The 12,018-nt window shown below is 67.2% G+C and carries 13 protein-coding genes; 6 read left to right on the plus strand and 7 right to left on the minus strand.

Annotated elements, in window-relative coordinates; genetic code table 11:
- Positions 1 to 44: 44 nt before the first annotated feature.
- The 5 genes from ACGLHR_RS47770 to ACGLHR_RS47790 all read right to left on the minus strand — a co-directional run bounded on the left by ACGLHR_RS47770 (position 45) and on the right by ACGLHR_RS47790 (position 4,733).
- Complete coding sequence (locus ACGLHR_RS47770; protein WP_400102741.1) at positions 45 to 983, minus strand: 2-dehydropantoate 2-reductase; 939 nt, start codon at positions 981 to 983, stop codon at positions 45 to 47.
- A gap of 47 nt (positions 984 to 1,030) precedes the next feature.
- Positions 1,031 to 1,366 (minus strand): hypothetical protein, encoded by a 336-nt coding sequence (locus ACGLHR_RS47775; protein ID WP_400102742.1) that lies wholly within the window; start codon positions 1,364 to 1,366, stop codon positions 1,031 to 1,033.
- Between the two features lie 25 nt (positions 1,367 to 1,391).
- Positions 1,392 to 2,930 carry a DHA2 family efflux MFS transporter permease subunit gene (locus ACGLHR_RS47780; RefSeq protein WP_400102750.1) on the minus strand — a complete coding sequence of 513 codons (1,539 nt, stop codon included), beginning with the start codon at positions 2,928 to 2,930 and terminating at the stop codon, positions 1,392 to 1,394.
- Between the two features lie 101 nt (positions 2,931 to 3,031).
- Positions 3,032 to 4,144 (minus strand): HlyD family secretion protein, encoded by a 1,113-nt coding sequence (locus ACGLHR_RS47785; protein ID WP_318237199.1) that lies wholly within the window; start codon positions 4,142 to 4,144, stop codon positions 3,032 to 3,034.
- Positions 4,145 to 4,199: 55 nt separating this feature from the next.
- The gene (locus ACGLHR_RS47790; RefSeq protein WP_400102743.1) at positions 4,200 to 4,733 is read right to left on the minus strand and encodes a winged helix-turn-helix transcriptional regulator; all 534 of its coding nucleotides are present in this window, start codon (positions 4,731 to 4,733) and stop codon (positions 4,200 to 4,202) included.
- Between the two features lie 193 nt (positions 4,734 to 4,926).
- Between ACGLHR_RS47790 and ACGLHR_RS47795 the strand changes: the two genes are divergently transcribed.
- Entirely contained in the window at positions 4,927 to 5,052 is a 126-nt protein-coding gene (locus ACGLHR_RS47795) for a hypothetical protein (RefSeq protein WP_400102744.1), read from the plus strand.
- Between the two features lie 5 nt (positions 5,053 to 5,057).
- On the opposite strand, the gene ACGLHR_RS47800 is transcribed toward ACGLHR_RS47795, so the two are convergent.
- Positions 5,058 to 7,046 (minus strand): putative bifunctional diguanylate cyclase/phosphodiesterase, encoded by a 1,989-nt coding sequence (locus ACGLHR_RS47800; protein ID WP_400102745.1) that lies wholly within the window; start codon positions 7,044 to 7,046, stop codon positions 5,058 to 5,060.
- 6 nt (positions 7,047 to 7,052) lie between these two features.
- The gene (locus ACGLHR_RS47805; protein WP_400102746.1) at positions 7,053 to 7,604 is read right to left on the minus strand and encodes a heme NO-binding domain-containing protein; all 552 of its coding nucleotides are present in this window, start codon (positions 7,602 to 7,604) and stop codon (positions 7,053 to 7,055) included.
- A gap of 299 nt (positions 7,605 to 7,903) precedes the next feature.
- Here ACGLHR_RS47805 and ACGLHR_RS47810 point away from each other — a divergent pair, with 299 nt between their 5' ends.
- From ACGLHR_RS47810 to ACGLHR_RS47830, 5 genes are all read left to right on the plus strand, one after another.
- A complete protein-coding gene (locus tag ACGLHR_RS47810) occupies positions 7,904 to 8,638 on the plus strand; it encodes a GntR family transcriptional regulator (RefSeq protein ID WP_400102747.1) in 735 nt (244 codons plus the stop codon).
- Between the two features lie 97 nt (positions 8,639 to 8,735).
- Positions 8,736 to 9,518: a transporter substrate-binding domain-containing protein gene (locus tag ACGLHR_RS47815; protein WP_400102748.1), complete on the plus strand. Its 783-nt coding sequence runs from the start codon at positions 8,736 to 8,738 to the stop codon at positions 9,516 to 9,518.
- Positions 9,519 to 9,655: 137 nt separating this feature from the next.
- Positions 9,656 to 10,321 (plus strand): amino acid ABC transporter permease, encoded by a 666-nt coding sequence (locus ACGLHR_RS47820; protein WP_318237192.1) that lies wholly within the window; start codon positions 9,656 to 9,658, stop codon positions 10,319 to 10,321.
- Positions 10,318 to 10,974 carry an amino acid ABC transporter permease gene (locus ACGLHR_RS47825; RefSeq protein WP_174424714.1) on the plus strand — a complete coding sequence of 219 codons (657 nt, stop codon included), beginning with the start codon at positions 10,318 to 10,320 and terminating at the stop codon, positions 10,972 to 10,974. Before ACGLHR_RS47820 ends, ACGLHR_RS47825 begins: the two co-directional genes overlap by 4 nt.
- Positions 10,955 to 11,683, plus strand: coding sequence for an amino acid ABC transporter ATP-binding protein (locus ACGLHR_RS47830; RefSeq protein ID WP_400102749.1), 729 nt, complete (start codon positions 10,955 to 10,957; stop codon positions 11,681 to 11,683). Before ACGLHR_RS47825 ends, ACGLHR_RS47830 begins: the two co-directional genes overlap by 20 nt.
- The last annotated feature ends 335 nt before the right edge of the window (positions 11,684 to 12,018 follow it).

Below are 12,018 nucleotides of genomic sequence, written 5' to 3' on the forward strand. Positions count from 1 at the left end.
CGGGAGCGCCACGCGGCGGCCGCCGCGCACGCGGGCTCGGCGCGCTAGGCCGCGGCGCGCTGCGCTTCGTAGACCTGCAGGTGGCTATAGGCGATGCGCACCAGCGGCACGTCGTGCCCCAGCCGCGCGGCACGCTGCGCCATGTCGCCGACGATGTCGTACGCCTCCAGGCGGGGCGCACCCTGCGCGATATCGCGCATCATGGAGGCGGCCCAGGTCGAGCTCTCGTCCAGCAAGCGCGCGGCCATGGCCTGGGCCACCGGCTCGGGCAAGGCGTGCCCCGACAGGCGCGCCACCGCCGCGCATTCGTCCATGGCCTGCCGCATCAGCGCGCGGCCGTCCACGGTCCTGACGATCTCGCCGACCGTGCCGCGCATCAGGCAGGTCATCAGCGCGCCGGCCGAGATCATCACCCATTTGTTCCACAGCGCCTGGTCGATGGCAGGTGACAGCTCGCGCGTGCCGGGCGTGCTGGCCGCGAGTTCATGGAAAGCGCTGGCCAGGCCTTGCGCCGACTCGGCGCGAGCGCCCACGATGAGCCGGTCGGCCGCGCCTTGATGCACCACTTCACCGGTGATGCCCAGCGTAGTGGCAATGTACGAGACGCCGCCGAGCACCCTGTCGCGGCCGTAGCGCGAGTCCAGCGTCTCATACGCGCGCAGCCCGTTGACCAGCGGCAGGATCGCCGCGCGCTTGCCGCCGCTGGCGCCGAGCGCCGGGTCCAGCGCGGCCATCGCGCTGTCCAGGTCATGGGTCTTGCATGCCAGCAGGACCAGGTCGTAGTCCGCCTTGACGTCCTCGGCCAGCACCGTCTTCACGGGGGCGCGGACATCGCCAAGCTCGCTGCGCACGACAAGGCCATCGCGCGCGAGCACTTCGGCGCGCCGTGGCCGCACCAGGAACGTGACATCCGCCCCGGCCTGCATCAGGCGAGCGCCGTAGTAACCACCCATGGCGCCAGCGCCCAGGACCAGAATCTTCATGACGTTCTCCGCTTCGATGTCCGACTTGGATAACAGTGAAAAGGCGCCTACTGCGCCTCGTTGGAAATTACCGCGCCGCCTGCCTCTCCGGCTTGCTCCGCACCCGCCAGGAAGCCGGCGGCCGATGCCAGGCGCCTGCGCATGCCGTCCGCGGCGGCAGGGCCCGGCACCAAGGCGTGCCGCCTGAAGCTCTCCGATCCCTGCGATGCCGCGCGCGCAGCGCCGTCCCCAAGCTCATGCGTGACCTTGCAGTAGCGATTGTCGGTGCGGGCACATCCCACGCCGCCGTCGCGCGGACGCTCCGTGCCGGCGTGGACGATTTGGGCCGCCATGGCGGCAAGCAGCGTGGCACAGGCCAGGGCGCTGGTTAAACGGGTATGCATCATCAATCTCCCGGTTGCATTGGTCTCAATGCGCATCGGCGGACGGCGCCTTCGGCGGCGCCACCTCGCGCATCAGCGGCACCATGGCGGTAGCAACGACGAAGCACACCATGATGAACAGGAAAGCATCGCCGAAGGTCTGCGTCTGCGCCTCGCGCCAGGTCAGTGCCCACAGTTGCCTGAGCGCGGCGGTCTGCGAATCGGCAGCGTCGTGGCCCAGCGCCGCCATATTGCTGCCCACCGCCTGCAGCAGCGCGCCCATGGCCTCGTTGCTGTAGTTCAGGTGCTCCGCCAGGCGTTGGAAATGCAGGTTGGTGCGGTCATTCAGGATGGTCGCGCAGCCGGCGATGCCGATCGCGCCGCCCAGGTTGCGCATCAGGTTGAACAGCCCCGACGCCAGCTTGAGCCGCTCGGGAGACAGCGCACCGAGCGTGAGCGTGACCGCCGGCGCCACCGAGAACTGCTGCGCCATGCCGCGAAACGCTTGCGGCAGCAGCAGTTCCTGCGCGCCCCAGTCGTGCGTGATGGGCGCGAACTGCCACATCGAGAAGGCAAAGCAGCCCAGCCCGAACATCATCAGCCAGCGCAGGTCCACGCGGTTGGCGAAGAACGCGTAGATCGGGATCGACATGACCTGGAACACGCCGGTGGAGAATACCGCCAAGCCGATCTGCAGCGCGCTGAAGCCGCGCACGCGGCCCAGGAACAGTGGCGTGAGATAGATGGTGGCGAAGATCCCTACGCCGGCGATGAACGAGAAGAAGCAGCCGAGCGCGAAGTTGCGGTCCTTGAGCGCACGCAGGTCCACGATCGGATGCTCGTAGGTCAGGCTGCGCCAGACAAAGCCGACGCCTGCAATAGCCGCGATCCAGGCGGTGGCGCGGATGGTGTCGTCGCCGAACCAGTCCCAGCGCGGGCCCTCTTCCAGCGTGTATTGCAGGCAGCCGAGGAACAGCGCCATGAGCGTCATGCCGAGGTAGTCCGCGCCGCGCACCAGCGACCAGTTGGGCCGGTCCACGCGCACCAGCAATGGCACCGCTACCGCGATGAAGATGCCAGGCACCAGGTTGATGAAGAACAGCCAGTGCCAGGAGTAGTTGTCGGTGATCCAGCCGCCCACGGTGGGCCCGAGCGTGGGCGCCAGCGAGGCCAGGCCGCCGATGGTGGCCGCGGCGATCACGCGCTGCTTGCCGGCGAAGAAGGCGAAGGCGGTGGTGAACACCAGCGGGATCATCGAGCCGCCCAGGAAGCCCTGCATGGCGCGAAAGGCGATCATGCTCTGGATATTCCAGGCGATGCCGCACAGCATGCTGGTCAGCGTAAAGCCCGCCGCCGACACGGCAAAGAGCCAGCGCGTGGACATCACGCGGGACAGCCAGCCCGACAGCGGAATGACGATGATCTCGGCGATCAGGTAGCTGGTCTGCACCCATACGGTTTCATCGGTGCCCGCCGACAACCCGCCGCCGATATCGCGCAGCGAGGCCGACACGATCTGGATATCCAGCAGCGCGATGAACATGCCCACGCACATGGTGGCAAAGGCCAGCACCTTGGCGGCCATGCTCATGGAGGCCGGGGAAACCGCTGGCCGGGAAGGCTGGGGGGGCGCGGCTGGCTGTATCGGCTGCGTGGCCTGCCCGGGCCCGGCCAGGACGCCGCTGCTCATGGTTGCACCTGCGCGTCGGCACGGGAATCGACTTCGGCCACCACGGACAGGCCGGGCCGCAGCAGGCCTAGCGCGGCCTCTTTGTCATCCAGCATGATGCGCACCGGCACGCGTTGGACGATCTTGGTGAAGTTGCCGGTGGCGTTCTCCGGCGGCAGCACGCTGAACTGCGCGCCGGTGGCCGGCGCCAGGCTGAGCACGCGGCCGTGGAAGACGTGGCCCGGCAGCACATCGGCTTCGACCGTGGCACGCATGCCCGGGCGCAGATGCGCCAGCTGCCCTTCCTTGAAATTGGCATCGACCCACAGGCCACGCGCCGGCACCACCGACAGCAACTGGGCGCCGCCCGCAGCGTAGGAACCCACGCGGGCGCGCCGGTTGCCGATGGTGCCGTCGATCGGCGCGCGCAGCTCGGTGTAGCCCAGGTTCAATTTAGCGATGTCGCGTTCGGCAATGGCTTGCGCAAGCGCCGCCTGCGCCTGCAGTTTCTGCGTGGCGATCACGTCGACCTGGCGCTGCGCGGCGAGCAGGCTGGCCTGCGCCTTCTGCGTGTTGGCGAGCGATTGCTTGTAGTCCGAGTCGGCCTTTTGCGAGCTCTGGACCGATACGGCGGACTTGGCCGCCAGGCTCTGGTAACGGGCCTGGTCGTCGCGCGCCCGCAGCGTGTCGGCATTGACCGCGGTGACCGCCGCCCGGGCCTGGCCGATCACGGCTTCCTGCAAGGAGCGGGTGGCGTCGAGGTTGGCCAGCAGCGCCTGCTGCGCGGCCACCGCCCCTTGCGCCTTGGCCAGCGCGGCGCGGTAGTCGCGGTCGTCGATCCGGGCCAGCAGGTCGCCGGCGTGCACCTGCTGGTTGTCGGTCACCAGTACTTCGGCCAGGTAGCCCGGCACCTTGGGCGCGATCACCGTGACCTCGCCGCCCACGTAGGCGTCATCGGTACTTTGCAGGAAGCGGGCGTGCGTCCACCAGTGCTGGCCGAAGGCGGCGACGCCCAGGCCTGCGGCGATGAGCGCGCCGGTCGCGAGCAGCCGCTTGCGGCTGACGCGGGGCTTGCTGGATACGGGAGTGGGCGCCGGGCCTGCACGCTCGGCGGTGATGTCGCTAGTCATGACGCTTCCTCTTGCTTTCGCTTTGTCGTTGTTGTGCTGGAGTGCTGTGGTCTTTTCAGACGCAGTCCGCTGCCTGCGGGACGTCCGGTGCGATGGCCGCGCGTACGCCCGCTGATTTTTGAAACTTGGCACGCATGCGCTCGCTGGCGGCCGGCCCGGCCACCACGACGTGATTCGCTTCGGTAATGGGATGCCCGGTCTGCGCATCCACCAGGATCGGCGTGACGGTGGCGCCGGTCTGGCGGTCCACCAGCAGCACGGTCTCGCCCTCTGGCGAGAAGTGGCGGTTGCCCCAGGCCAGCAGCGCCAGCATCACCGGGCGGAATTCGCGGCCCCGGTCGGTCAACAGGTATTCGAAGCGGGGCGGCCGCTCGCAGTACTGGCGCCGCTCCAGCAGGCCCTCGCGCACCAGGGTTTCGAGGCGGCGGGCCAGCATATTGGGCGCAATGCCCAGCTGTTTCTGGAATTCGTCGAAGCGGCTGTTGCCATAGAACGCCTCCCGCAGGATCAGGATGCTCCACGGCTCACCCACCCGCGCCAGGCTGCGGGCGATGGGGCAAGGCGCATTGTCGAGGGGCTTTTTCTGCATGTTCGCGACCTCCGGGAATCCACGTTGCTATCAAGATGAAAGTTAGTATAGAGTTGTAGATACCATCATGCAAGTAACTTGTTGAGCGAATTTTTCTAAGTGGAGATGGCGCCGCTTCCCAGCTTTCCGAAAAAGGAGATGGACATGAGTCGGACTTCGCCCCGCTCCGGGCCGGTTTTCGTCCAGCCGCGCGGTGGCCCAGGCGCAAGCGCTGGAGGCACAGGCGCGCGTGACCCTGCTCGGCTTTGAGAGCCTGAGCGGCGGCAAGCTGTTCTCCGCTGCCGCGTTCCAGCCGGTGGCGGCAGCGGGCCTGCGCTGATCGGGTCAGGCCAGGCTTGGCGCTGGAACCCGTTCCCTTAGCAAGGTGGAGACATCCTCCGATTCGAGCGGCCGGGAGAAGAAGTAGCCCTGCCCGAAATCGCAGCCCAGCGCCCGCAGGTGCTCAACGTGCCGCGAGGTCTCGGTGCCCTCGGCCACCACCTCGATGCCAAGGTTGCGCGCCAGGCTCATGATGGTCTGCACGATCTGCAGGCCTTCCTCGCCGCGGTCGAGCTGCGCGACAAAGGAGCGGTCGATCTTCAGGATATCGAGCGGGAAACGGTGCAGGTAGCTCAGCGATGAGTAGCCCGTGCCGAAATCGTCGATGCTGATGCGCACGCCCAGGTCGCGCAACTGGCCGAGCACGGCAACGGTGCGCTCGGAGTCCACCATGGTGATGCTCTCGGTGATCTCCAGCCGCACCGTTTCCGGCGCGATTCCGGTGTCGGCAAGCACGCGGGCCACATGCTGCACGAAATCGTGCTGGGCAAACTGGCGCGCCGAGACATTAACGCTGACGGTCAGCGCCGGGGTGCGCGGAAACTCCTTGTGCCAGCGCGCCATGGTGGTGCAGGCCTCGCGCAGCACCCACATTCCAAGCAACAGGATCATGCCGGTCTCTTCCGCCACGGCGATGAACTCGGCGGGATAGACCAGCTCGGACTCGGACTTGCGCCAGCGCACCAGCGCTTCCACGCCCACGATGCCCTCGGTCTCCAGCATCACCACGGGCTGGTAATGCAGCACGAACTCGCCATTGTGCAACGCGCGCCGCAGGCTGGATTCCAGCGCGAGGCGGCTCACCGCGCGCTCGTGCATGGTGGCGTCGTAGATCTCGTAGCGCCCCTTGCCCAGCGTCTTGGCCCGGTACATGGCCAGGTCCGCATGGTGCAGCATTTCCTCGGCCGATGCGTAGCCGAGCGGGCTGGTGGCAATGCCGATGCTGGCGCTGGCGTAGAGCTGCTCGCCCTCGATCACGAACGGCGTTTCAAGCGAATGCATCAGGCGCTCGGTGATGCGCACCGCCTCGTTCACGTCGTCGATGCTGTCGAGCAGGATGGTGAATTCATCGCCGCCCATGCGGGCCAGCGTATCGTCCACGCGCAGGCACTCCCCCAGCCGCGCCGCCACCTGCACGATCAGCGCGTCGCCGGCGAGGTGGCCGAGGCTGTCGTTGACCAGCTTGAAGCGGTCCAGGTCGATAAAGAGCACCGCAAACGGCTGCTCGCGATGCCGGCTGCCGCGCGCCACGGCGCGGGCCAGCCGGTCCGCGAACAATGCGCGGTTGGGCAGCCCCGTTAGCGGATCGTGAAAGGCATCGTGAATCAGCTGGTCTTCGGCGCGCTTGCGCTCGACAACCCGGCCCAGCTGGTTGCCGATCTGCGTCATCAGGTGCAGCAGCGTCTCGTCCGGCTCCGCCACGCGGTCCGCAAAGAACTCCAGCACCGCGGTGACTTCGCTGCCCAGCAAGACGGGGAAGGCAAAGGCCGCGTGCAACCCGGCCCGCTGCGCTGCGCCAGCCCGTGGAAAGTTGGCGTCCAGAGCAATGTCGCCTACCCAGGCCGGCGCCGAGGCGGCCAGCACCCGCCCGGGCAACCCGACCCCCGCGCGAAACTCCACGGCCGCCGTGTACTGATAGAACTCGTGGAAGCGCTGGCCACCATCGCCGTCCACGCCGTGCCAGATGGAGGTGGACAGCAGGCGCGGCTGCACGCAGGCCAAATCGGTCAGGTAAGCATGGCCCAATTGCCAGCCGGTGTAGCAGCACACCGTGCGCACGGCGAACTGTAGCGCGTCGGCCACCGAGATGGCCTGGTTGGCCGCGCCGGCAACGGCCTCCAGGAGCTGCAGCTGCTCCTGTTTCTCATAGAGCTCGCGCAGCCCTTTCTCGGCAATGGCCTCCGCCTCCACGCGCGCGCAGCGCTCGCGCTCCAGCCTGCGGCGCAGTTTCCGGTTCTCGGCCTGCGCGGCCTCCAGCAACGGGATCGTGTCCATGAGCGCTCAGGCTTCCTTGGGCCCGAGAAAGCCGATGCGGCACACGCAGCTGGCGTCCCCGTCATGCATGCATTCGATATGCTCGAAGCGCAGCGTCTCGCCAAAATGGTCGGCCGCGCCTTCCACAAAGCCCTGGGCCAGCGCGCACAGGCGCCGCGGCGAGTTGTAGTGCATCAGCAGCGTGCCATCGGCCTCATCGCGAAAGCCGAAGGTGGGCACGTCGGCGCCGGGATACACCTTGCGGACTTCGGGATGGATGATGTCGTTGACGCTGAGCACGAACGGCCGCGTGGCCGAATGCGCGGCGAAGTAGCCCGGATAGCGGCTGGCCAGCGAGGGCATGGCCTCGCGCCCGAACCAGCGCAGCACATCGAACGGCGCCATGCCCAGCGCCTGCGCGGCCACGCCGACCAGCCTGTAGACATCCTCGTCAGGGTAGCTGCCAAGCGAGGTATAGGCCCCACCGAGCCCAGCCTGCTCCAGCAGGTCGTCCCAGGTGTCTTCCCCATGATGGCGGATCACGACTTCTTCCAGCAGATTGAAGACGATGCCTTTCATGCCCGATTCCCTTTTCCCTTTTCCCTGCTTCCCATGCTTCCCATGCTTCCCGACCACTGCGAGCCGGAATTCAGCGCTGCATTGTGCCCTATCCGGGCGGCAGGCGACGCCTCCCACACGTCGCCTGGGGGCTTTGTGGACAACGTGTTCCGCACCACTGCCGTGCACCTGCACTCGCCTGCGACAACAGCCGCTCCCAACTGGTGCGCGCCCGGCCCGTGCCAAGGCCATTTTGCGTACAAAATCTGCACATCACGCTTGTATATCAGTCTGGCATACCTCTTGCGTCTGAGGTTGGCATGACTTTCGCCATCCCCTCCATTCCCGCCTTCGGCGAGGCCGCCGGCCACGTGCGTGGCAGCACCTCCGCCGAGATTGCCGAGCGCATCACGCAATCGATCCTGGCCCAGCGGCTGGCGCCCGGCACGCGGCTGGGAGAGCAGGCGCTGGCCGGGCTGTTCGGCGTCAGCCGGACGCTGGTGCGCGAAGCCCTGACCCGGCTGGCGGCGAGCGGCATCGTAACGGTCTCGGCCCGGCGCGGCTGGTTTGTGATCGAACCCTCGCGGCAGGAAGCCCGGCAGGCATTTGCCGCCCGGCGCGCGATCGAGCTTGGCCTGCTGCGCTATGCCGCGCCGGTCCGCGCCGATGCCATCGGCCGGCTGCAGGAGCACGTGGCGCAGGAGCAGCGCGCGCTGAGCGCCGACGACACCGCCTTGGGCAGCTACCTGCTGGGTGACTTCCATGTGTGCCTGGGCGAATGCGTGGGCAACGTGCTGCTGGCCGACACGCTGCGCGACCTGACCGCCCGCACCACGCTGATTGCCATGCGCTACCAGTCCAGCCACCAGGCCAACGAATCCTGTGCCGAGCATGTGCTGATCGTGGCGGCGCTGGCCGCGGGAGACACCGAGCGCGCCATTGCGTTGATGGACGCGCACCTGTACCACGTCGAGGCCGGCCTGAGCGCCGCCACGCCCGAGGCACCGCCGGATCCGCTGCGCCAGGCGCTGAGCCCGCTGGGGCGTGCGGCCTGAGCGCGCTGGCATCCGCTAACGAGCAGCGACCCGCGATCCACTTCATCGATTTCGTTTTTTGAATATCCACCCCAACGGCAAGCTAGCAAGGACCCTTATGAAGCTCTCCAAACTCCTCCTCGGCCTCGGTGCCGCCGCCCTCGTCTTCTCGATGCAAACCGCCGGCGCCGAAGCGCTGGACGACGTGGTCAAGGCCGGCGTGCTCAAGGTCGCGGTGCCGCAGGACTTTCCGCCATTCGGCTCGGTCAACGCCGAGATGAAGCCTCAGGGCCTGGACATCGACGTGGCAGCGCTGATCGCCAGGAAAATGGGCGTGAAGCTGGAACTGGTGCCGGTGACCAGCACCAACCGCGTGCCCTACCTGCAGACCAAGAAGGTGGACCTGGTGATCTCCAGCATGGGCAAGAACGCCGAGCGCGAGAAGGCCATCGACTTCAGCGAGGCTTACGCACCGTTCTATAACGGCGTGTTCGGCCCCGCCGACCAGAAGGTGACCGGCGCCGCCGAGTTGGCGGGCAAGACCATCGGCGTGACGCGCGGCGCGGTGGAGGACCTGGAACTGACCAAGATCGCCCCGGCGACAGCCACCATCAAGCGCTATGAGGACAACAACGGCACCATCAGCGCGTTCCTGTCGGGCCAGGTGCAACTGGTGGCGACCGGCAATGTGGTGGCTGCCGCCATTCTCGCCAAGAACCCGCCCAAGAAGCCGGAGCCCAAGTTCCTGATCAAGAACTCGCCCTGCTTCATCGGCCTGAACAAGGGCGAGCCCAAGCTGCAAGCCAAGGTCAACGCCATCCTGGCGGAAGTGAAGAAGGACGGCGAGCTCAACGCGATCACGGTGAAGTGGCTCGGCATGCCGCTGCCGGCCACGCTTTGATGCCTTGATGCTTTGATGCACTGACGATCCAAGCCACGGGAAGCCGTGCCCGGCGGGCAACCGCCGCGGCATGGCGTACTGCGCCAGCTCCGCGCTCATGAGCGCCCCAACCGGGCGCCTCCACCGATCGCTACCGCATGTCCTACCAATTCGATTTCCTCTCGGCCTTCGACTATGCCGGCGTGTTCGCGCACGGCATCAAAGTCACGGCTGAACTCACCGCCGTGGGCGGCGGGCTGGGGGTGACCCTCGGCATCGCCTGCGCCTGGGCGCGCACCCAGGGCCCAGCCTGGCTGGCAGCCATCGCGGGCGGCTATGTGGAGCTGATCCGCAATACGCCGTTCCTGATCCAGCTGTTCTTCATCTTCTTCGGCCTGCCCAGCGCGGGCGTGCAACTGGGTGAAATGCAGGCCGCCATCCTGGCCATGGTGATCAACCTTGGCGCCTACAGCGCGGAGATTGTCCGCGCGGGCATCGCGGCCGTGCCGCGCGGCCAGCTCGAAGCCGGCGCCAGCCTGGCGATGGCGCCCTTCCAGGTATTTCGCCACGTGGTGCTGCGCCCGGCGTTGCAGAAGATCTGGCCGGCGCTGTCCAGCCAGGTGGTGATCGTCATGCTGGGCTCGGCGGTCTGCTCGCAGATCGCGGTCGAGGACCTGACCTTTGCCGCTAACTTCGTCCAGGGCAGGAATTTCCGCGCGTTCGAGGTCTACCTGCTGACCACGGCCATCTACCTGCTGCTTGCCATCGGCCTGCGCCAGGTGCTGCGTGGCATTGGCGGCATGCTGTTCCGGAGGGCGTCATGACCGATTTCTCAACCTGGGACATCCTGCGCAACCTGCTGATGGCGGTGCGCTGGACCGTGGTGCTGTCGCTGGTGGCCTTTGCCGGCGGCGCCGTCATCGGGCTGCTGGTGCTGCTGATGCGCATCAGCCGCCGCGCGCCACTGCGCCGTGCGGCCTGGGCCTTTATCGAAGTGTTCCAGGGCACGCCGCTGCTGATGCAGCTGTTCCTGGCCTTTTTCGGGCTGGCGCTGTTCGGCGTGGAGATCCCGGCCTGGCTGGCCGCGGGCCTGGCGTTGTCGCTGTGGTCCGGCGCCTACCTGGCAGAGATCTGGCGCGGCTGCGTGGAGGCCATCCCCAAGGGCCAGTGGGAAGCCGCCGGCTGCCTCTCGCTGGGGCACCTGCAGCAGATGCGCTACGTGATCCTGCCGCAGGCGCTGCGCATTGCGATTGCGCCAACCGTGGGGTTCGTGGTGCAGATCATCAAGGGCACGGCGCTGGCGTCCATCATCGGCTTTGTCGAGCTGTCCAAGGCCGGCACGGTGATCACCAACGCCACCTTCAGCCCCTTTACCGTCTACGCGCTGGTCGCGCTGATCTACTTTGCGCTGTGCTGGCCGCTATCCCGCTACAGCCGTCACCTGGAAAGGAAGCTCAATGTCGCTCATCGCCATTGAAAACGTAAAGAAGCGCTTCGGCGCCAACGAAGTGCTCAAGGGCATCGACCTGAAGGTGGAGGCCGGCGAGGTCATCGCCATCATCGGCAAGAGCGGCTCGGGCAAGAGCACCCTCCTGCGCTGCATCAACGGCCTGGAAAGCATCGACGAAGGCAATATCACCGTGGCCGGCGCCAAGCTCGGGGGCAGCGAGCTGGAGTTGCGCGCGCTGCGGCGCAAGGTGGGCATGATCTTCCAGCAGTTCAACCTGTTCCCGCACCTGAGCGCCGGGCGCAACGTGATGCTGGCGCCCACCGTGGCGGCCGGCGTCAAAGAGTCGGAAGCATTGACCCGCGCGCGCGAGTGCCTGGCCAAGGTAGCGCTGGGGGAGAAGTTCGACAGCTATCCCGACCAGCTCTCCGGCGGGCAGCAGCAGCGGGTTGCGATTGCGCGCGCGCTGGCGATGCAGCCGCGGGCGCTGCTATGCGACGAGATTACCTCGGCGCTGGACCCGGAGCTGGTGATGGAGGTGCTGAACGTGGTGCGCCAGCTGGCCAGCGAGGGCATGACGCTGCTGATGGTGACGCACGAGATGCGCTTTGCGCGCGAGGTGTGCAATCGCGTGGTGTTCATGCACCAGGGCCGGGTGCATGAGATCGGGCCGCCGGAGGCATTGTTCAGCAATCCGGCTACGCCGGAGCTGCAGCAGTTCCTGGGGATGGCGGCCTGAGTCTGCGGTCAACCCCAAGGCATTTGCCGAAGCCGGCGAACAGGCCAAAACCGCGCGCCATGACGACGGCTGTTTCTCCCCCTCTCCCCTCAGGGGGAGAGGGCCGGGGAGAGGGGTGGCTTAGGAGCCACTACAGCAAAGCCCTTGGTTCTTTTACAGCGCGACGGCGTAACGAGCGCCCGCCCTCTCCCCCGGCCCCTCTCCCACAAGTGGGAGAGGGGCGCAAATCAGCGCGAAGCATAGCCCCAACAACTCGGTTTAGATCGCGGTAGGAATGCCCATTACTGAGCACCCCCCGCACAGATCCCGGCGTGCCCAATTCGGGCACCGGGCTC

The organism is Cupriavidus sp. CuC1 (assembly GCF_044627735.1).
Taxonomy (GTDB): Bacteria; Pseudomonadota; Gammaproteobacteria; order Burkholderiales; family Burkholderiaceae; genus Cupriavidus; species Cupriavidus ulmosensis.

Coding starts and splice junctions, on each gene's coding strand:
- ACGLHR_RS47770 (WP_400102741.1), bottom strand. CDS start 983: ATGAAGATTCTGGTCCTGGGCGCTGGCGCCATGGGTGGTTACTACGGC.
- ACGLHR_RS47775 (WP_400102742.1), bottom strand. CDS start 1,366: ATGCATACCCGTTTAACCAGCGCCCTGGCCTGTGCCACGCTGCTTGCC.
- ACGLHR_RS47780 (WP_400102750.1), bottom strand. CDS start 2,930: ATGGCCGCCAAGGTGCTGGCCTTTGCCACCATGTGCGTGGGCATGTTC.
- ACGLHR_RS47785 (WP_318237199.1), bottom strand. CDS start 4,144: ATGACTAGCGACATCACCGCCGAGCGTGCAGGCCCGGCGCCCACTCCC.
- ACGLHR_RS47790 (WP_400102743.1), bottom strand. CDS start 4,733: ATGCAGAAAAAGCCCCTCGACAATGCGCCTTGCCCCATCGCCCGCAGC.
- ACGLHR_RS47800 (WP_400102745.1), bottom strand. CDS start 7,046: ATGGACACGATCCCGTTGCTGGAGGCCGCGCAGGCCGAGAACCGGAAA.
- ACGLHR_RS47805 (WP_400102746.1), bottom strand. CDS start 7,604: ATGAAAGGCATCGTCTTCAATCTGCTGGAAGAAGTCGTGATCCGCCAT.
- ACGLHR_RS47810 (WP_400102747.1), top strand. CDS start 7,904: ATGACTTTCGCCATCCCCTCCATTCCCGCCTTCGGCGAGGCCGCCGGC.
- ACGLHR_RS47815 (WP_400102748.1), top strand. CDS start 8,736: ATGAAGCTCTCCAAACTCCTCCTCGGCCTCGGTGCCGCCGCCCTCGTC.
- ACGLHR_RS47820 (WP_318237192.1), top strand. CDS start 9,656: ATGTCCTACCAATTCGATTTCCTCTCGGCCTTCGACTATGCCGGCGTG.
- ACGLHR_RS47825 (WP_174424714.1), top strand. CDS start 10,318: ATGACCGATTTCTCAACCTGGGACATCCTGCGCAACCTGCTGATGGCG.
- ACGLHR_RS47830 (WP_400102749.1), top strand. CDS start 10,955: ATGTCGCTCATCGCCATTGAAAACGTAAAGAAGCGCTTCGGCGCCAAC.